The 18,636-nt window shown below is 69.7% G+C and carries 16 protein-coding genes; 11 read left to right on the forward strand and 5 right to left on the reverse strand.

The genetic code is table 11. From position 1 onward, the window contains the following. Positions 1–2: 2 nt before the first annotated feature. From NCG93_RS14275 to NCG93_RS14285, 3 genes are read left to right on the forward strand one after another with little or no spacing between them, the layout of a single operon-like run. The gene (locus tag NCG93_RS14275; RefSeq protein WP_194412441.1) at positions 3–884 is read left to right on the forward strand and encodes a branched-chain amino acid ABC transporter permease; all 882 of its coding nucleotides are present in this window, start codon (positions 3–5) and stop codon (positions 882–884) included. Further along, positions 884–2,008, forward strand: a complete 1,125-nt coding sequence (locus tag NCG93_RS14280; protein ID WP_241741564.1) for a branched-chain amino acid ABC transporter permease — start codon at positions 884–886, stop codon at positions 2,006–2,008. The genes NCG93_RS14275 and NCG93_RS14280 overlap by 1 nt, the downstream gene beginning before the upstream one ends. A gap of 22 nt (positions 2,009–2,030) precedes the next feature. Continuing rightward, complete coding sequence (locus NCG93_RS14285; protein WP_241741565.1) at positions 2,031–3,299, forward strand: ABC transporter substrate-binding protein; 1,269 nt, start codon at positions 2,031–2,033, stop codon at positions 3,297–3,299. A gap of 348 nt (positions 3,300–3,647) precedes the next feature. Here the strand turns inward: NCG93_RS14285 and NCG93_RS14290 are convergent, their stop codons facing one another. Beyond that, positions 3,648–4,316: a GntR family transcriptional regulator gene (locus NCG93_RS14290; protein ID WP_308212180.1), complete on the reverse strand. Its 669-nt coding sequence runs from the start codon at positions 4,314–4,316 to the stop codon at positions 3,648–3,650. Positions 4,317–4,673: 357 nt separating this feature from the next. Between NCG93_RS14290 and NCG93_RS14295 the strand changes: the two genes are divergently transcribed. After that, the gene (locus NCG93_RS14295) at positions 4,674–6,170 is read left to right on the forward strand and encodes an aldehyde dehydrogenase family protein (protein WP_194412442.1); all 1,497 of its coding nucleotides are present in this window, start codon (positions 4,674–4,676) and stop codon (positions 6,168–6,170) included. A 22-nt stretch (positions 6,171–6,192) separates the two neighbouring features. Here NCG93_RS14295 and NCG93_RS14300 read toward each other — a convergent pair whose 3' ends face one another. From NCG93_RS14300 to NCG93_RS14315, 4 genes are all read right to left on the reverse strand, one after another. Beyond that, a complete protein-coding gene (locus NCG93_RS14300) occupies positions 6,193–6,774 on the reverse strand; it encodes a dihydrofolate reductase family protein (RefSeq protein WP_194412443.1) in 582 nt (193 codons plus the stop codon). Positions 6,775–6,837: 63 nt separating this feature from the next. Then, positions 6,838–7,659 carry a helix-turn-helix domain-containing protein gene (locus NCG93_RS20380; RefSeq protein WP_194412444.1) on the reverse strand — a complete coding sequence of 274 codons (822 nt, stop codon included), beginning with the start codon at positions 7,657–7,659 and terminating at the stop codon, positions 6,838–6,840. A gap of 104 nt (positions 7,660–7,763) precedes the next feature. Next, entirely contained in the window at positions 7,764–8,483 is a 720-nt protein-coding gene (locus NCG93_RS14310) for a hypothetical protein (RefSeq protein ID WP_194412445.1), read from the reverse strand. Between the two features lie 197 nt (positions 8,484–8,680). Further along, on the reverse strand, positions 8,681–11,137 hold the full coding sequence (locus NCG93_RS14315; protein WP_194412446.1) for a prolyl oligopeptidase family serine peptidase: 2,457 nt from the start codon (positions 11,135–11,137) through the stop codon (positions 8,681–8,683). 183 nt (positions 11,138–11,320) lie between these two features. On the opposite strand from NCG93_RS14315, the gene NCG93_RS14320 reads away from it, so the two are divergent. From NCG93_RS14320 to NCG93_RS14350, 7 genes are read left to right on the forward strand one after another with little or no spacing between them, the layout of a single operon-like run. Continuing rightward, complete coding sequence (locus tag NCG93_RS14320) at positions 11,321–12,223, forward strand: transporter substrate-binding domain-containing protein (RefSeq protein WP_194412447.1); 903 nt, start codon at positions 11,321–11,323, stop codon at positions 12,221–12,223. Positions 12,224–12,225: 2 nt separating this feature from the next. Then, positions 12,226–13,149 carry an amino acid ABC transporter permease gene (locus NCG93_RS14325; RefSeq protein ID WP_194412448.1) on the forward strand — a complete coding sequence of 308 codons (924 nt, stop codon included), beginning with the start codon at positions 12,226–12,228 and terminating at the stop codon, positions 13,147–13,149. Further along, complete coding sequence (locus tag NCG93_RS14330; protein ID WP_194412449.1) at positions 13,146–13,952, forward strand: amino acid ABC transporter ATP-binding protein; 807 nt, start codon at positions 13,146–13,148, stop codon at positions 13,950–13,952. The genes NCG93_RS14325 and NCG93_RS14330 overlap by 4 nt, the downstream gene beginning before the upstream one ends. Continuing rightward, entirely contained in the window at positions 13,949–15,091 is a 1,143-nt protein-coding gene (locus tag NCG93_RS14335; RefSeq protein WP_194412450.1) for a CapA family protein, read from the forward strand. Before NCG93_RS14330 ends, NCG93_RS14335 begins: the two co-directional genes overlap by 4 nt. Beyond that, complete coding sequence (locus NCG93_RS14340; protein WP_194412451.1) at positions 15,088–16,332, forward strand: CaiB/BaiF CoA transferase family protein; 1,245 nt, start codon at positions 15,088–15,090, stop codon at positions 16,330–16,332. Before NCG93_RS14335 ends, NCG93_RS14340 begins: the two co-directional genes overlap by 4 nt. Next, positions 16,329–17,366 (forward strand): 2-hydroxyacyl-CoA dehydratase family protein, encoded by a 1,038-nt coding sequence (locus tag NCG93_RS14345; protein ID WP_194412452.1) that lies wholly within the window; start codon positions 16,329–16,331, stop codon positions 17,364–17,366. The genes NCG93_RS14340 and NCG93_RS14345 overlap by 4 nt, the downstream gene beginning before the upstream one ends. Further along, positions 17,363–18,625 (forward strand): 2-hydroxyacyl-CoA dehydratase, encoded by a 1,263-nt coding sequence (locus tag NCG93_RS14350; protein WP_194412453.1) that lies wholly within the window; start codon positions 17,363–17,365, stop codon positions 18,623–18,625. Before NCG93_RS14345 ends, NCG93_RS14350 begins: the two co-directional genes overlap by 4 nt. The last annotated feature ends 11 nt before the right edge of the window (positions 18,626–18,636 follow it).

The following is an 18,636-nucleotide window of genomic DNA, read 5'->3' on the forward strand; positions in this document are numbered from 1 at the left end:
CGGTGGGCACCTTCATCCAGCTCGTGATCGACGGCCTGTCGACCGGATCGATCTATGCCGCGCTCGCGCTCGCGATCGTGCTGGTCAACCAGGCGACCGGCCTCATCAACTTCGCGCAGGGCGGCATGGCCGTGCTGTCGGCCTACATCGCGTGGGCGCTCAACGGCTTCGGCGTGCCCATCCTGCTGGCGATCCTCGCCGCCATCGTCGCCTCGTTCCTCCTCGGCGCGGTCATCGAGCGGTACCTCATCCGCCGCTTCGAGCGGGGCGACCCCGACACCGCCGTCGTCGTCACGATCGGCCTGCTGACCCTCATCACCGGGTTCTGCGCCTGGGTCTGGACGTACAACAACCGCCTCTTCCCGTCGCTGTTCCCGCTCGAGACGATCCAGGTCGCAGGCGCCGTGATCAGCGTGCGCTCGCTCGGGACGATCATCGTCATCGTCGTGATCATGGGGCTGCTGCAGGCGCTGTTCCTCGGCACCAAGCTGGGCCTGGCCCTGCGCGCGGTCGCCATCAACCCGGCCTCGGCGGCCTTCTCGGGCATCAACGTCGGCCGCAGTCTCATGACCGGATGGGGCCTGGCCGCCGTGCTCGGCGCCGTCGCCGGCGTGCTGGTCGCCCCGCAGCTGACACTGACCCCCGGGATGATGGACTCCGCCCTCGTCTATGCGCTCGCCGCCTGCATCCTCGGCGGTCTTTCCAGCCCCATCGGAGTGGTGGTCGCCGCGTGGCTGATCGGCGTGCTCGAGAACCTCGCGGCGGTCTACATCCCCTTCATCGGCCACGACCTCAAGATCGCCGTGCCGTTCATCCTCATCTTCGTCGTGCTCATCGTGCGGCCACAGGGCCTGTTCGGCCGGAAAGCGGTGGTGCGCGTCTGATGCCTTCGACCGCGGAGTCCTCGAGCCGGACGCCCTTCTTCGCCCGCCCCTGGGTGAGGTGGGCGGGGATCGGCCTCGTCGTCGTGCTGCTCGTGGTCGGGCCGCTCATCCTGCCCGAGTTCGCCAACCAGACGATCGCCCGCATCGGCGTCTTCGCCGTCGCCGTGCTGGGCCTCAACGTCGTGATGGGCTACACGGGTCAGGTCTCGCTGGGGCAGATCTTCTTCGTCGGCGTCGGGGCGTACGCCACTGCGTGGGGCGTGGAGCACGACTGGAACGTCGTGCTCGTGTTCCTGCTGGCGTGCCTGGTGCCCGCCGTCATCGGACTCCTCATCGCCCTCGCCGCTGCGCGCCTGGGCGGCCTCGCGATCGCGATGGTGACGATCGCCCTGCCGATCGTGGGCGTGCCGCTCGCGAAACGGCTGTCAGACCTCACCGGCGGATCGCAGGGCACCTCCGCGCGCTTCACCGACGCCCCCGAGTGGACCGGGCTGTACGACGACCAGTGGCAGCTGTACATCGTGATCCTCATCGGCGGCATCACGTTCCTGCTCACCCGGAATCTCGTCCGCGGCAAGTACGGCCGCGCCTTCGCGATCGTGAAGGGCAACGAGGCCGTCGCCGGCTCGATGGGCATCTCGCCGTACCGCTACAAGGTGCTCGCGTTCACGATCGCCTCGCTCATCGGCGGCGTCAGCGGGTTCCTCTACATGGTGGTCATCCAGTACACCTCACCCGAGACGCTGCACTTCGGGCACTCGATCGAGCTCCTCGCCTCGATGGTGATCGGCGGTGCCGGCAGCATCGTCGGCTCGCTCCTCGGCGGCGCCTGGTACGTGCTGCTGCCGCAGATCACGAACCTCATCGACCCCAACATCACGGCGATGCTGCAGGGCGCGATCCTCCTCATCGTCCTCTTCATCCTTCCCGGCGGCCTCGTCTCTCTGCCCAGGCTGTGGCGCCGTCGCCGCCGTGACGGAGATTCTCCCCGCGGTGCCGGGACGGCCGGAGTGGGGGGCGGGACGGATGCCGCGGCATCCGTCTCCGGTTCCTCCACGGTCGCCGACGCCCTGGGCGCGCCGGCGCCGCCGACGACCCCACCACCACCAACGACGCAGTCATAATCCACACAGAGAGGCAGGACCAATGAGTACGAACCGCAGGAAGATGCGTGTCGCCTCGGTCGTCGCAGGAATCGGCATCGTCGCCGTCCTCGCCGCCGGCTGCTCGCGCGGCGGCGGCACGCCGAACAGCACCGAAGACGGGGCGGCCGAGGCCAGTCCCGGCATCACCGACACGTCGATCACGCTCGGCATCACCACGCCGCTGAGCGGCCCGACGGCAGGCCCGGGCACGTGCACGGTCGCCGGCATCACCGCCTACTTCGGTGCCAAGAACGCCGACGGCGGCGTCGAGTTCGGCGACGGCAAGACCCGCACCGTCGAGATCGAAGCGCTCGACGACGAGTACGACCCGCAGAAGGCCAAGGCCAACTACGACCAGTTGAAGAGCAGCGTGTTCGCGATGACGGCGGGCCTCGGCACTCCCACCAACCGTGCGTGGCGCGAGGCGGCGATCGCCGACGAGGTGCCGCAGGCTCTCATCATGTCGGGCGACCCGATCTTCAGCGACCAACAGGAGAGCCCGTGGTCGCTCGGGTTCGTGCCGATCTATCAGAACGAGGGTCAGGCCTTCGGCGAGCTGCTGGCGAGCTCCGGCGAGGACCACACTGTCGCGATCCTGTCGCAGAACGACGACTACGGCGAGGGCTACGTCGAGGGCTTCAAGACCGGCATCGAGGGCGCCGACAACATCGAGATCGTGAAGGAGCTCACCTACGAGGCGACCGACACCTCGGTCGACGCGCAGCTGACCGAGCTCGCGGGCTCGGGCGCGGACGTCTTCTTCAACGCGATGTCGATCACGCCGCTCGTCATCTCGTCGCTGCAGAAGACGCAGGAGCTCGGCTGGCTGCCCTCGTGGTTCCTGCCGTCGAACACCTCGAGCCCGAGTGCGATCCTCGAGCCGGGCGGTGCGTCGGCGTTCCCCGGCGTCTACACCGTCGCGTTCGCCCAGTCGGCGGCCGCCCCGACGTTCGCTGACAGTGAGGACGGTGCCGCCTTCCTCGACGGGCTCAAGGAGTACGCCGACTACTCCGACGTGCCCGCGTTCCCGCACTGCGTCTGGTCGTACCAGGTCGGCGCGACGCTCGAGCAGGTCTTCGCGAAGATGACCGAGCCGACGCGCGACGACTTCATGGAACAGCTGCGCAGCATCTCGGGCTACACCGCGCCGCTCATGCTCGAGGGCTCCACCGTCGACACCACCGAGGACGGCCTGCCCGCCGTCTCGACGGTGCAGGTGCAGAAGTACAACGGCAAGGGCTACGCCCCCGCCGAGAGCTGGGACGAGTGAGCTGAGCCCGCGCGACGCGTAGGCGAGGGAGGGGGCGGCCGGAGCATCCGGCCGCCCCTTCTCGACGCGAGGTGAAGGATGCCGCGATCGCCGGTCCCTGAGCCTGTCGAAGGCGGTCCCTGAGCCTGTCGAAGGGCGTGATGCTGGGCGCGCTTCGACAAGCTCAGCGACCGAGTCGCGGGTGTGCGTCTTGGTGGTTCAGGTCCCGTTGGTCCCGTCGCTGCGCGAGCGAGGACGCTTCGTCTCGTCGCTGCGCTCCTCGCTCAGCGACCGACTCGCGAGACGAAACGCGCTGAGCCCACCGGTCCCTGAGCCTGTCGATGGCGGTCCCTGAGCCTGTCGAAGGGGTCACTCCATGCCGTGCAGGACCTCGACGATGCCCGAGAGGTGGGCGCGCGTCGCGGCCTCGGCGGCATCGGGATCCTTGGCGAGGATCGCGTCGATGATCGCGATGTGCTCCGGAGCCGACGTCGCGGCACGGCCGGGGTGGAACGCGAGGCGGAACTGGTGGCGCGCCGATTGGGCGCGCAGGCGCTCGAGCAGCTGCGTGGCGGTCCCGTGACGGCTGAGGTCGCGGATGCGGCGGTCGAGCTCCTGGTTGAGGCGGGAGTAGGCCATGAGGTCTCCCGATCCGATCGCCGCTTCGATGTCGGCGCGCAGCGCGCGCAATCGCTCGGCGTCGGCGGGCGTGAGGTTCTCGGCGGCCTTGCGTGCGCACAGCGTCTCGAGCCCGATGCGCACCTCGACGATCTCGATCGCCTCGTCGACGGTGATCGCGCGCACCCGCGCACCGCGGTTGGGGAGGCGCTCGACGAGCCCCTCGCCGGCGAGATTGAGGAGGGCCGTGCGCACCGAGGCGCGCGATGCGCCGTACCGCTCGCTGAGGTCCGCTTCGATGAGGCGCTGGTGCGGGGCGAACTGGGCATCGAGGATGGCCTCGCGGATCACCTGCGTCAGGTCGGGCCGCTCCATCGCGTCGTCGTCGCTGCGCACCGCGGCATCCGTCATCTCGCCCATCCCTTTCGACGCCTTCGTCCGTGCACTGACACTATCTCTCGACGATGGTCCCCCGAGAAGCATTCGATACGAAATCTTCGCGAATATCGTCGACAATCTTGATTCAGGCGCATGGGAGAGGCACCCTTGGGAGCAGGTCGACGGCGCCCGCTGCCGACGCGCTGACAACCCGAACAAACGCGCTTCGGCGAGAGCCGCAGTGAAGCAGGCGCAGAGGTCCCGGCGAGACCCGGAGCCGAAGACACATGGCCCCGGCGAGAGCCGAGGCCAGAAGAACACATCGCCCGGCGAGAGCCGGAGTCAAGAGACACGTGCCCCGGCGAGACCCGGAGCAAAGCGACGGAAAGGTGGCGTTCCATGGGCGAGACCGCGATGGAGACATCGGTGCGGACCGGACTGTACATCGGCGGTGAGGAGCGGTTCACCGACGAGGTGCTGACCATCCCCGACCCCGGCAGGCCCGGTGCGGTCGTCGGCGAGGCGGCCGCAGCATCCGTCTCGGATGTGAAGGATGCCGTCGCTGCGGCGAAGGCGGCCTTCCCGGCGTGGGCGGCACTCACGCCGCAGGAGCGTGCCGCGCAGATGGCTGCGGCGATCGCCGGTATCGCGGACGACCGCGACGCGGATGCCGCGATCCTGTCGCAGGAGAACGGCAAGATCCGGATGGAGGCGTGGATCGACGCGCTCGTGTTCGAGCTCCGCTGGAACCTGGCCCTCATGCTCACGGACGAGGTCGACGCGTCGAAGACGCTGCCACCGGTGCCCGGGGCGATTCCGGTGTCGACCGACGTGACCTATCAGCCGCTGGGTGTCGTGACGGTGATCGTGCCGTTCAACTGGCCCATCGCCATCCTCGGCGCTGCGCTGCCCCACGCGCTGCTGGCCGGCAACACCGCGATCGTGAAGCCGCCGCCCTCGGCGCCCCTGGCGACCGCGCGGGTGGTGCAGCGGGTGGCCGAAAAGCTGCCGCCCGGCGTCCTGAACGTGGTGACCGGACGCGATCAGGACATGGCGGACCTCATCCAGAACCCCGACGTCGCCAAGGTGTGCTTCACCGGCAGCGTGAACGGCGGCAAGCGGATCATGGAGATGGCGTCCCAGACGCTCACCCGCGTGACGCTCGAGCTGGGCGGCAACGACGCGGCAGTGTTCCTCGACGACGCGATCCTCGACGACGCGCACCTGGACCGGCTCTACGCCGCCATCTACGACACGACCGGACAGATCTGCATGAACGCGAAGCGCGTCTTCGTGCACCGTTCGCGTCTCGACGATCTGGTCTCAGGTCTCAGCGCGCGGCTCGAGAACGCCAAGCTCGGCTATGGGCTCGACGACGGCACGACGATGGGCCCGCTGCATCAGCCGGCGCAGAAGGCGTTCGTCGACGAGATCATCCAGGAGGCGAAGGATGCCGGAGCCGACGTGCGCGAGTACGGTTCACTGCCCGAAGGCGATCTGGCGGGCGGAAACTTCGTGCGCCCCGCGATCGTCGTCGATCCGGCGCTGAACCTGCGCGTCGTGACGCAGGAGCAGTTCGGCCCCGTGATCCCGGTGATCCCGTTCGACGACGAGGACGAAGCGGTCCGCCTCGCCAACGACACGTGGGGCGGGCTGTGCGGCTCGGTGTGGACGGCCTCGCCCGAGGCCGCGCAGCGCGTCGGCTCGCAGCTCGAGTGCGGTTACGTCTGGGTGAACGACCACGGCGCGACGCGCCTGGACCTGCGCGCCCCGTTCGGTGGCATGAAGCAGTCGGGCTTCGGCCGCGAGCAGGGCATCGAGGGCGTCCGCGCCTTCCAGGACACCCGTTCGATCGCGACCATCGATCCGGAGGCGCTGGCGTCGATGGCGCACTGACCGGCACAGGGTCGGTGACCGGTCAGCGACGGACCGGGAAGCGCAGGTGGAGCACCCGGCTGCCCTGCACGACGATGTCGGGGTCCTCCAGCAGGTGCGGGGAGTCGACGGAGCCGAAGTAGCGCTTGCCGGCGCCGAGCACGACGGGGGCGACGTCCATGCGCACCTCGTCGACCAGGCCTGCGGCGAGCACCTGGCCGCCGACGTCGCCGGCGGCGACCTCGACAGTGCGGTCGCCCGCGAGCTCCTGTGCCTTGGTCACGGCGGCTTCGATGCCCTCGACGAAGTGAAACGGCGCGTCGGGATTCCAGCCCTCCGGCGCCGGCCGGTGTGTCACGACGACGACGTGGTCGATGCCGCTCGGAGGCTGCCCGTCCCAGCCGTCCGTGATGTCGAAGCTGTGGCGGCCGGCGATCGTCACCCCGATCTCGTCCCAGTACGGCCGGATGTGGTCGTACGAGGCCTGCGACACGTTCAGTACGCCACTGCCGTCCAGGGGCACGTCGCCGCTGACCAGCCATTCGAACAGCGGACCGGGATCGTCGTTCTCCGCCGCAATGAAGCCGTCCACCGAGACCGACGCATTCATGACCACTTTGCCCATGGGCTTCCCCCCTGTTCGGAGTCACCAGTCTCGTGTGTCATGTCTGGTCGATCTTGTAAGAAATCAATCGGCGGGCACGGGCCACCCTTCCAGCACGTGGTCGGGATGCTCGCGCAGGAAGCGCTGCCGGGCTACGACATACCGGGTAGGCGTGAGCCCGGTGAACTCCCGGAACTCGTGGACGAAGTGGGCCTGGTCGAAATAGCCTGCGCGAGCTGCGACGTCGCCCCACTCGATCGGCGCGGCGACGTCGATCGCCAACACGGTGGCGGTGAATCGGTAGCTGCGCGCCAGCCGCTTCGGCGTGACGCCGATCACCTCCTTGAACCGCTTCGCCACGTAGGTGCTGCTGGCATGGGTTGCCACGCCGAGATCGCTGATCGGCACGCGTCCGCCGCTTTCGGCGATGGCGTTGCTGACGTCGCGGACGATGTCGAGCCCGTCCATCGTGCGCAGCCGTCGCACCAGTTCCTCCTCGAGCAGCATGAGCATCTCGTGCGGTGTGTCCGCCGACGCCAGCCGTTGTCGCAATTCAGCGAGAGCCGGTCGGCCCCAGATCTGCTCCACCGTCGCCGGTCGGTCGCACAGCTGAGCCGCGGGCATGGGGAGGAACGGTGCCAGTCCCCACGGCGTGAAGTGGACGCCCACGGACCGCGTCGGGGTCGGGTATCCGAACTCCCACGCGCGGGTGGGAGTGGTGACCACGCAGCCGTCGGCGAATTCCGCCGCTTCTGGATCGGCGCCCGCGCGGAGCAGAAACGGCGCCCCGAGGTTGACGATGAGAAGAGGCGCGGGCGCCGCCGGCAGCATCAGGCGAGAGTACGGCGGCTCACCCTCCAGGTAATAGAGGTCGTCGATCAATCCGTCGAGCGGAGGACCGGGCACCCTCGATACATACTCCACGCTGACATCATGGCCTTGCCGCCGGTCTGAGTGGCATCACGGCGCAGCAGGGCCCGGGCAGCCGTCCACATATCCGCTGGGCGATATCACGGACCGAGTGGGCCCCGGATCGCGGTGGCGGATTCGGACAGCGGAATCCTCTCTGCATCGCTGTCGGGATAGGCATCGGTGCCGACGGCGATGGTGAGGTCTTCAGTGATGCCGCTTCCCATGGAGCTCCCTGCCGACCACGGACTGCAGCCGATGGACGTGGGGATGCCCGCACGGTACGCCAGCACGCAGACCTGCGATTGCCCGCGGCTGGTCCCGAGGTAGACGTCGACACCATCGATCGTCGCCACGAACCGGGTGCTGCCGGGGTCGATGGTGTCATCGACCACGTCGAGGGCGTCCTCTTCGGTCGCCGGCCTCAGCAATTCCGGGGGCAGTCCTTCGGTTTGCGATGCTGCCGAGGGCTGCCCGACCGTTCCCTGAGCAACGAGCCATCCCAGTGCTCCGCCGACGATCAGACATGCCGCGGCGACGAGCAGAGTCGTCCCTCGGAGCCTGTTGGCGCGAGACGAGGTCGTGGAAGTTTCGGTTGTCGATACCGTCGGCGCCGGAACCGTCTGCTGATACTCAGTTGACAACTCCGTCGGCCGATCCTCAGTCGACGTTGCCGCCGGCTGGGCGAGCTGTTCTCGCTTCTGCGCCTCGAGGTGGTGCAGTCGCTGCTTCTCGGAGTCGGTCAGCGGCACGGCGGGATCGGGTGCATAGAACCGGGCACCCAAGCGTCGGAGTTCCTCGGCCTCTGCGTCATCAAGCATGCGTTCGATTCTGCCCTGGCCGCCGCCATCTCACCGCGACCGCGCACTCGACAGTCGCGTCCGGTGCGGGCCGTCAACAGGTGCCGATCCCACGGACTACAACCACGACGAACGCCTGGCCCCCAGAGCGCCAGCGCCCGACCGACAGCAGGAGGGCAGCCGCACGATGCGGCTGCCCGCCTGCCTCCTGTCCGGCGTCAGTGGCGCCCGCCTCGCCATGACGACGTGGCCGGCTCGGACTCGCCGAGGATGCTCACCGCGCTGACGGTGAAGGCCTGTGCTCCCCGGCCGGCGTCCAGTCGGCACGTCGTCGCACGCGTCTCGCAGACGACGTCACCCGACGAATCCCGCACGATGTAGCGGTCCAGCGGCAGGTCGGATGCCGGGGCTTTCCACTTGATCCGCACGGCGCCGCGGCCGATGCGCTGAGCCGTCACATCGGCCGGCGCGTCGGGGCTTGCCAGAAGGTGTGTCCCGGCCGAGACATGAGCGACGCGGGTCGCGCCGTGGCGCGTCAGCTGGAGCGTGACCTTGCCGTCCGCCGTGACGCTCAGCTCGGCGGGCTCTGTCGGGTCGAGGCCTGCCCTGTCGAGGTCCACGCGCAGCTTCGCCACGTTCTCCGCCGAGAGGTCGAGCGCGTTGCGCGGATCCTGCTCGCCGGTGGGCGCCCAGGCCTGGTCGCGCACCTGGACGTTGCGGCCGTCGATGACCTGCATCTGATCCGTCAGCACCGCTTCCGTGGACGTCGTGGTCAAGGCGTGCGATGTGGCAGCGACGCGACTCCAGCGGGCCGACGCGTCGCGAACCGCCATGTCGGTCAGCCAGTAGGCGCGGTCGACGGTGATCCCGAGGTCGGGCCGAGCGTCGCCCGGCTCCCAGCGGAAGGTCACCTGGGCGGGAGCGTGGGTGCGTTCCGGATGCTGCTCCACGTACGCCGCCGCGTCGCTCCACCCGAGCGACTCGCCGAGCTCGCCGTGGGTCGCGCCCTCGTAGTAGTTGGCGCGGTACCGGATGCCGGCGGCATCGGCCGCGGCATCCCAGCGGCGAGTGTTGTTCAGCGCCACGTCGGCCGATCCGGAATCCATGAAGGTGACGAGGTTGCGGAGATTCTCCGTCCTGCTCTCGTCGCCCTCCTGGTCGCGCCGGCCCTGCGTGTCGTAATAACCCGCACCCGAGACGATGACGGCCGCGGCGAAGAGATCCGGATGGTTCGCGGCGATCCTCGTCGCGCCGACGCCACCCATCGACCACCCGCCGATCACCGTGCGATCCGGGTCCAGCGTGTACGCTCGCGCGACGGATCCCCAGGCCTCCCAGACATCCAGCTCGCCCTCGTTGATATACCAGGTGGTGTTGCCGCGGCCGAGCGGCGTCACGCAGATCGAACCGCGGTCCTCGCACATGGGGCCGTAGACATCATCTTGGGTCACGCCACCGAAGCCGTTGTGGTTGCGGTCGCCGGCGTGCAGCAGCAGGGTGAGCGGTGCGGGCTCGCCGGGCTGATATCCCGTCGGCACGTAGACGGTGTAGGGCTGGACCCGGCCGTAGAACGAGGGACCCCGCAGGGCGGGGCCATACGTGTCACGCGCCTGCGCGTCGAGTCCCTGACCGAGGTCGAGTGACGAGACGTACCAGCGGGTCGAGTATCCCGTCGGCGCGGGTTCCGCTGTCGACGCCCGCTGGGCGATGCGGCTCCAATCCAGCTCGACGGCGAAGTCGCTCACGTCCCCGGCCGTCAGCGCGGCGGACTGGCCGCCGTTGTTCCATCGCGTCGACGAGTCGGTCCATCCGCCGGCGAGGAACGGCTCGTCGTCGCGATCCCGGAAAACGGCGTTGTAGACGCGCGAGCCGTCGCCGGCCTCGGGAGCCGGAGCGAAGCCGTCGCCGGACGCGTTCGCGACGCCGGCCGCGAGCCGCACGGTCCATTCGTCTTCGGCGGTCATCAGGGCGCGAGGCACCGCGACGACGAACGACCGGGAGGACTCGTCGACGGTGACGGTGGCGCCGGACGCGGTCAGATCGGTGCGGGCTCCCGATGTCGCGTCGATGAGCCACGCGCCGCGCGACGAGACGATCATCGCCGCTTCGATGCCGGGCGACACGACCCCGGCGTCGGCAGGCCAGGAGGTGGCCCCGGTGGTCGCATCGGCGTCGGTGTCGAAGGCCCACGTCGCCACGGGGACGTCGGCGTCCAGGAGCGTGTTCCAGTCGACGCGCCAGTACGTCTGCGTGGCGTCGCCCGCGATGCCGGCGCGGAACACGTCGGCGCCGTTGGCTCCCGCTTCCGGCGATGCGTAGGTGAAGTCGCCGCGGCCCATGTCGTCGTAGAGCCAGTCCGTCCACAGGAAAGCGCCGGCGTCGTAGCGTCCGGTTCCCGACGTGCGGGGGAACTGCTCCGAGAACGGCCAGCGCTCGGCGCGGGGCAGCGAGGACTCCGGCGCGGTGGCGGCAGCGGGGATGTCGGGCGGAAGCCCCCCTGCACGATCGGTGGCGTCGGCCGCGGTCGGCTCGGCGGTCGCCGCCGTCGCGGAGACGGGGCACAGTGCCAGCACCACGGCCGCGGTGAGGGCGCCGATCAGCCAGGTGGGTGCGGTTCGCGCGCGCCGGGCTTTGGGCGGAGCTCCTGCCTGCCCGTGAGGAGAGAGGTGGACCATGGCTTCTTCCCCTTCGAAGAAATATCATAGAACTTGATATTCGGCACGCTAACGCGGTCGTCGCATGGACGTCAATCACGGCCACGGAATTGATAGTTGAAATTCTCAATCATCAACTTTTATGATGTTATCCACGGTGATCGACTGACACCGACCCGATCTGCACAACGATGTGGAGTCCTCATGCGCACCACCAAGAGCGTCGCAGCCCTCGCCCCGCTTCTCATCCTCGGTCTCGTCGCCGGCTGCTCGTCGGCGGCTTCGAATGCTGAGCCGGCAGAGACCGAAGCCGCGACCGAAGCACCGCTGTACGACCAGCTGCCCGACGCGATCAAGGACGCCGGCGTCATCAAGATCGCCGGCGACACGCACCCGCCGTACCGCACGATCGAAGAGGGCGGCGAGATCACCGGCATCGATCCGGACCTCCAGACGGCGCTGTCGGAGCAGCTGGGCGTCCCGTTCGAGATCGTCACCGCGTCCGGCCTCGACGCGATGCTCACCGGCATGCTGTCGGGTCGGTTCGACGCGTTCAACGGGCCGGTCCGCACCACGCCCGAGCGCGAGGCGGAGTTCGATGCGGTCGTGTGGATGACCACGCGCACATCGTACGTGTACCTCGCCGAGCGTGCCGATGAGCTGAGCGATCCGGAGGCCTTGTGCGGCGCGCGCGTCGCGGGCGTGACAGGCTCGGTGACCGAGAGCCAGCTGGCTCGCTACAACGAGTGGTGCGCCGACGAGGGGCTCGACCCGGCCGAGTTCGTCGGCCTGGAGGACAGCAACGCGACGTTCCTCGCGGTCAACTCCGACCGCGCCGACTACGCCGGCACGACGCAGTCTGCCGCCATCGATCTGCAGGCCTCCGATCCCGACACGTACGAGTTCATCGTCCAGTCCGACGAGCAGGGCGCGGGCGTCGACCAGCTCGCGATGTTCATGCCGAAGGGGAACGGGCTGGCCGAGCCCATGCTCGCCGCGTTCGAGGCGATCTTCGAGAACGGCGAGTACGAGCGGATCATGACCGAGTGGGGCATCGAGGACACCGCCGTCGACGCGCCCACGCTCAACCCGATGACCAGCAAGTGACGATGACAGACCTCACCACCCAGCCGGTCCGCAACCCATCAGCCGACAGATCGATCGATGCCGCGCGCGCACGACGCCGCATCCATCCGTGGCGGGTGGTGGTCGGCATACTGCTGGCCTTCGTCACGGTGCAGATCGCGGTCTTCCTCGTCACGAACGAACGGTTCGAGTGGCCGGTCGTGGCGGAGTACCTCTTCAACCCGAGCGTGCTCATGGGGCTCGGCATGTCGATCATGCTCACGGTCGTGGGCATGATCCTCGGTTCGCTCCTGGGCACGGCCCTGGCGGCCGGACAGCTGGCCGAGTTCGCGCCGCTGCGGTGGGCGTGCATCGTGTTCGTCGGGGTGTTCAGAGGAGTGCCGCCCCTCGTGCAGCTGATCTTCTGGTACAACCTCGCCTACCTGCTGCCGCGCCTCGCGGTCGGCGTGCCCTTCGGGCCCGAGCTCTTCAGCTGGCCCACGAACGATCTCATCACGCCCCTCACCGCGGCGATCATCGGGCTGTCGCTCCACGAAGCCGCGTACATGGCAGAGATCATCCGCGCCGGCATCCTGTCGGTCGACTCCGGTCAGCGCGACGCCGCCGCCGCGATGGGGTTCAGCCGGTGGCACTCGTTCACCCGCGTCGTGCTGCCGCAGGCCATGCGCGTCATCATCCCGCCGACCGGGTCGCAGGTGATCGCGCTCTTGAAGGGCACTTCGCTCGTCAGCGTCATCGCGATGGGCGACCTGCTGCACTCGGTGCAGGTCATCTACAACCGCACGTACGAGGTGGTCCCCATGTTGATCGTCGCCGTGATCTGGTACCTGGTGCTGGTCACCGCCCTCACACTCGTGCAGCGCAGGGTGGAGCGGCACTTCAGCAGGGGGATGTCGCGAGCCGCCGTCGCCCGCCGCGTCGTCGAGCGGACGGAGGCGGTGGCATGACCGGCGAGAACGCGACCATGACGCCCGTGCTGCAGGTCGTCGGCGTGCGCAAGGAGTACGGCGACAACGTCGCCCTCGACGGAGTCGACTTCGAGGTGCACGCACAGGAGGTCGTCGCGGTGCTCGGACCCTCGGGGTCGGGCAAGTCCACGCTCGTGCGCTGCATCGACCAGCTCGAGTCGATCGAGGGCGGCGCGATGTATCTCGATGGCGAGCTGCTCGGGTACGAACGCCACCGTGACGGCATCCGCCCCCTCGCCGACGCCGACGTCAAGCGGCAGCAGCGTCGCATGGGCATGGTGTTCCAGCAGTTCAACCTGTTCCCGCACTGGACGGTGCTGCGCAACATCACCGAGGCGCCGATCAAGGTGCATGGCGTGCCTGCCGCCGAGGCGCAGGCCCGCGCGATGGAGCTGCTCGCCCGGGTCGGGCTCGCTGACAAGGCGCAGGCGCACCCGCGCCAGCTGTCGGGTGGGCAGCAGCAGCGCGTGGCCATCGCACGCGCGGTGGCCACGAATCCGCGCATCCTGCTCTTCGACGAGCCGACGAGCTCCCTGGACCCGGAGCTCGTCGACGAGGTGCTGCAGGTCATGAAGGACCTCGCTGAGGCCGGGATGACGATGATCGTCGTGACGCACGAGCTCGACTTCGCCCGTCACGTCGCCGATCGGTGCGTGTTCATGGCGGAGGGGCAGGTGATCGAAGACCGCCCGTCGACGGAGTTCTTCGACGCTCCGCGGTCGAGCCGCTTGCGGACGTTCTTGACGCGCACGGCGACGCCGGCGCGCGAGGGGGGCGCGTGACGACCATCCGTGCCGTCGGCGACCTGGTGCTCGAGCGCGAGGATGCCCGCCCGCTCCTCGCGCCCGCCCGCGACGTGCTGCGGGAGAGCGACCTGCTCATCGGGCAGCTCGAGATCCCGCACATCGACGCCGACGTCGACGGGGCTGTGGTGCAGACGACCGATGTTCCGGCACTGCCCGGGCCGCCGTCGGCCCTGGATGCCCTCGCCGACGCCGGGTTCGGCATCCTCACTCTCGCCGGCAACCATGTCTACGACTTCGGCCCGGAAGGCATCCGCCACACCGTGCGCCACTGCGCCGAGCGAGGACTGCGCACGGTGGGAGTGGGCGACAGCCTCGATGAGGCGTTCACGCCGGCGATCACCGACGTGAACGGCACCCGCATCGCGGTGCTGAGCGTCAACTGCGTCGGTCCCCGCGACACGTGGGCGTCGAGCCTCAAACCGGGTGCCGCGTACGTCGAGGTGATCACGCACTACGAGGTGCGCGGCGCGAACCCGGGCGGCCCGCCTCTCGTGCGGACGTACGCGGAGTCCGCGAGCCTGGCCCGCCTGCGCGAGGCGGTCGCGGGCGCGGCCGTGCACGCCGACATCGTCGTCGTCGCGCTGCACAAGGGACTCGTCCATGTTCCCGTCGACATCGCCGACTACGAGATCGAGGTCTCTCATGCGGTGGTGGATGCCGGAGCCCACGCCGTCATCGGACACCACGCGCACATCGCGAAGGGCGTGGAGATCTATCGCGGCCGAGCGATCTTCCACGGACTCGGCAACTTCGCCGCCGTCACGCGCGCCCTCTCCGGGTCGGCGGAGGGATCACCCGAGCGCGTCGCGTGGGCGCGGCAGCGACGGCGGCTGTTCGGCTTCGAACCGGATGCCGCGATGCCCGACTATCCGTTCCACCCCGAGAGCCGGCACACCGCGATCGCCGAACTGGTCGTCGAGGACGGCGAGCTCGGCGCGGCGCTCCTGCCGTGCTGGATCGACGACGAGGCGCGCCCCGTGCCCGTCGGGCGCTCGGAGCGCGGCGAGCAGGTCGCCCACTATCTGCGTACGATCACGGCGCTTGCCGGTTTCACCACTGATCTCGCGTGGGACGGCGATCGACTCGTCGTCCGCGCGGGGGAGAGCACACGATGAGCCATCCTGACGCCCCGCTTGCGGGCAAGACCGTGATCGACCTGACCACCGCCCTCGCGGGGCCCTACGCGACGCTGCTGCTCGCGAGCCTGGGCGCGCGCGTGATCAAGGTCGAGAACCCTGAGCGTGGCGGCGACTCGTCACGGAACAACTCGCCGTACGTGACCGCGGACGGACTGCAGCTGCGGCGCAGCGGTCCCGACGACATGTCGGTCTCGATGATGGCGCGCGGTCGCGGCAAGGAGAGCATCACGCTCAACCTCAAGCACGCCGCCAGCCGGGAGGTGTTCTTCGACCTCGTGCGCCACGCCGACATCGTCGTCGAGAACTACAGCGCCGGCGTGACGCGGCGCCTGGGCATCGACTTCGCCGCCGTGCAGCAGGTCAACCCACGCATCGTCTACACCTCGATCAGCGGCTTCGGCGCTCAGGGCGTCCCGGGTGAGGGCAAGGCGATGGACACCATCATCCAGGCGCTCAGCGGCGTCATGATGACCGCCGGCGAGCCGGGCGACGCACCGGTCCGGTTCGGCCTGCCGATCGGCGACCTCGTCGCGCCGCTGTTCGCGGTCATCGGCACCCTCGCCGCCGTGATGGATGCCGAGCGCACCGGCGAGGGCCAGCACGTCGACGTCTCGATGCTCGGCAGCCTCACGTCGCTCGTCGCCTGCGAGCCGTTCGATGCACTGGAGTCTGTCGGCTTCCCGCTGCGGACGGGCGCGGTCGTGCCCCGCCTCGCGCCGTTCGGCACGTTCCAGTCGGTCGACGGCTGGTTTGCGATCTGCGCACCCACCGACGCGTTCGCCGAGGGGACCCTCGCCGCGATCGGGCAGCCCGAACTGGTCGACGACCCGCGGTTCTCGTCGCGGGACGCACGGGTCGACAACGCCGACGAGCTGCATGCCCTGGTGAGCCAGTGGGCCCGCAGCCGCTCGTCCGCCGAGGTGCTGTCGGCGTTCGAGCACAACGGCGTCCCCGCGGCTCCGGTGCGCGACACCGCGACCGCCGTGCGCGACGACATCGTCACCGGTCGCGGAGAGGTCGTTCCGCTCGTGCACCCGCAGTTCGGTCACTTCGAGGGCCTCTACGGCACCGGGCTTCCGATGGTGTTCTCGCGCAGCCGCGCCGACCTCTCCAAGCCCGCGCCCGGTCTGGGCCAGCACACCGACGACGTGCTCGAAGAGCTCCTCGGCTACGACGCCGAGCGCGTGGCGCAGCTGCGCCAGGACGGCGTCCTGTGACCCCGAGCACCCCGGTGATCGGCGTCGTCGGCAACGATGCGCCACGGCAGCTGCTCCTCGGGTTCGGTGCCCGGCCCGTGCGCCTGACCGGATCGTGGAGCGGTGTCATCGATCCTGAAGCGCAACAGCTTCTCGGAGCGACAGATGCCGCCGTGGCGCGGCTGCTCACGGAGCTGCGCAGCGGTGCGCATCCACTCGACGGGCTGATCGTGTGCAACGACTCGCAGGCGCACCTGCGCCTGTTCTATGTGCTGCGGGCCACCGGTTCGGAGGTGCCGGTGCACCTGCTCGACATGCCGCGCGCGCCCTCCTCTCCCGCGCGCCGCTTCGCGCTGTTCCAGCTCGAGGCGCTCGCCGCCTTCTGCGCCGGCGTGACGGGCGCCGAGCTGAGCGCCGCCTCTCTCGCCGCCGCGGCCGATGCCGAAGCGGCCCTCGGCGACGCGGTACGACGGCTGCGCGCCCGGCGCCGCGCCCACCCCCCACTGTGTGCGGGCGCGGATGCGGTGGACGCTCTCTTGGATGCGGCGCGCATGGCGCCGGCCGAGGCAGTGGCACGCCTCGACGCGGCGCTGACGCCTGCGGTGTCGGGGGCGACGAGGGTGCACGCGACCGGCTCGTCGCACCCCGACGCGACGTTCTACCGCCTGCTGGAGGCCGACGGGCGTCTCGTGGTCGTCAGTGATGACCACGACACCGGTGACGCCGCGTGGCTGGGTGAGGCGGTGCGGGGGGAGACGACCGACGACGTGCTCGACGCGCTGATCGACGCCCACTTCGCGCGCATCGCCACCTCGGCCACCGCCCTCAGCTCCGACCGTGCGATGCTCACCCGTGACGTCGCACGCGCCGCGGACGCGGACGCGGTGGCCGCGATCATCCGCGAGCTCGATGAGGCCCCGCTGTGGGACCTCGCCGATCAGCGCGACGCAGTCGAGGGCACCCCGTTCGTCAGCGTGCGCGTGGAGCCCGGCGGCGAGCAGGATTCAGCCCGAGATCTGCAGCGCGACCTCGCCGAGAGGCGGGTGTCCGCGTGAGCGGCCGCGGCGCGGAGGGCTCGCCGCGGCTCGAGAGCGCCGCCGCCGCGACGGCGTTCCAGAAGGAGTGGTTCCTCGGTCTTGCCGACCGAGCGCGCGAGGGCGAGCCGATCGCCCTGGCGAATGCGGATGCCCCGCACGAGGTGCTGCGGGCCCTCGGCATCCCGTACGTCGTCAACCAGTGGTGGTCGTCGATCATCTCCGCCAAGCGCGCCGGGCCGGCCAGCCTCGCCGCCGTCGCGGAACGAGGCCTGCCCGACGACAGCCGGCAGTATGACGTGCTGCCGTTGGGTGCCCAGGGGCTTGCCGCCGAGATCGCGCCGTGGGGCGGGCTGCCCGAACCGCGCTTCGCGATCGCCGAGCGCAGCGGCGACGTCACCCACAAGATCTTCGAGCAGTGGGGTCGCCGCCCGGGCACCGAGACCTTCCTGCTGTCGCGCACGGCAGCCGTGCCGGCGCCTGCCGGCTGGTGGGACCGCGTGGCGAACGACTGGGAGGACATCTTCGGGGCCGCCCGCATCGGACTGCTCGAGGGCGAGATCCGGATGCTGGCCGCCACGCTCGCGCAGCGCGTGGGTCGCACCCTCGACCTCGAACAACTCGCCGAGATCATGGCGCTCGCCAACGAGCAGGCGGAGTGGAACCGTCGCACGCGCGACCTTCTGGCGGCCGCGCGGCCACTGCCGGTTGCGGTGACCGACATCATCCCGGCGGTGATGGTGCCGCAGTGGCATCGCGGGACGCCGTGGGCGGTGGCTGCAGCGAGGCGTCTCCACGACGAAGTCGCACGCCGCATCGACGACGGCCATGCCGTCTTCCCGGGAGAGCGACGGCGCCTGATGTGGATCGGCCGCGGTCTGTGGTCCGACCTGGAGATGTACCGCTCTTTCCAGGAGGAGTTCGGCGCGGTCTTCGTGTGGTCGATGTACCTGGCGATCGCCGCGGACGGCTACGCCCGGTACGGAGACGATCCGGTGAGGACGCTCGCGGCGCGCTTCGTGGGGTTGACCGACCTCCTCTACGTGCCGCCGATGTCGTCCTCGTGGTACGTCAAGGAGGCGCTCGCCCACGGCGCCGACGGCGTGGTGCACCTCGTCGCAGACGACACCCCGGCGCCGGGCGTCATCACGGCGGCGCTCGAGGAGCGAGGCATCCCGGTCCTCGAGATCCGCGCCAGCAACGCCGATCCGCGGGCGACCGTCGGTGTGCGGCAGAAGATCGCGGACTTCGTGCGGGAGCGCGTTCCTGCCGCGCGATGAGTCGCGTGCCA

This window comes from Microbacterium yannicii, from assembly GCF_024055635.1.
GTDB classification, from domain to species: domain Bacteria; phylum Actinomycetota; class Actinomycetes; order Actinomycetales; family Microbacteriaceae; genus Microbacterium; species Microbacterium yannicii.

What these genes read in the sequence shown, in the direction of transcription:
- NCG93_RS14280 (WP_241741564.1), top strand. Translation starts at nt 884, where the DNA reads ATGCCTTCGACCGCGGAGTCCTCGAGCCGGACGCCCTTCTTCGCCCGC.
- NCG93_RS14300 (WP_194412443.1), bottom strand. Translation starts at nt 6,774, where the DNA reads ATGGGCAAAGTGGTCATGAATGCGTCGGTCTCGGTGGACGGCTTCATT.
- NCG93_RS14340 (WP_194412451.1), top strand. Translation starts at nt 15,088, where the DNA reads ATGAGCCATCCTGACGCCCCGCTTGCGGGCAAGACCGTGATCGACCTG.
- NCG93_RS14315 (WP_194412446.1), bottom strand. Translation starts at nt 11,137, where the DNA reads ATGGTCCACCTCTCTCCTCACGGGCAGGCAGGAGCTCCGCCCAAAGCC.
- NCG93_RS14320 (WP_194412447.1), top strand. Translation starts at nt 11,321, where the DNA reads ATGCGCACCACCAAGAGCGTCGCAGCCCTCGCCCCGCTTCTCATCCTC.
- NCG93_RS14310 (WP_194412445.1), bottom strand. Translation starts at nt 8,483, where the DNA reads ATGCTTGATGACGCAGAGGCCGAGGAACTCCGACGCTTGGGTGCCCGG.
- NCG93_RS14330 (WP_194412449.1), top strand. Translation starts at nt 13,146, where the DNA reads ATGACCGGCGAGAACGCGACCATGACGCCCGTGCTGCAGGTCGTCGGC.
- NCG93_RS14285 (WP_241741565.1), top strand. Translation starts at nt 2,031, where the DNA reads ATGAGTACGAACCGCAGGAAGATGCGTGTCGCCTCGGTCGTCGCAGGA.
- NCG93_RS14295 (WP_194412442.1), top strand. Translation starts at nt 4,674, where the DNA reads ATGGGCGAGACCGCGATGGAGACATCGGTGCGGACCGGACTGTACATC.
- NCG93_RS14325 (WP_194412448.1), top strand. Translation starts at nt 12,226, where the DNA reads ATGACAGACCTCACCACCCAGCCGGTCCGCAACCCATCAGCCGACAGA.
- NCG93_RS14290 (WP_308212180.1), bottom strand. Translation starts at nt 4,316, where the DNA reads ATGGGCGAGATGACGGATGCCGCGGTGCGCAGCGACGACGACGCGATG.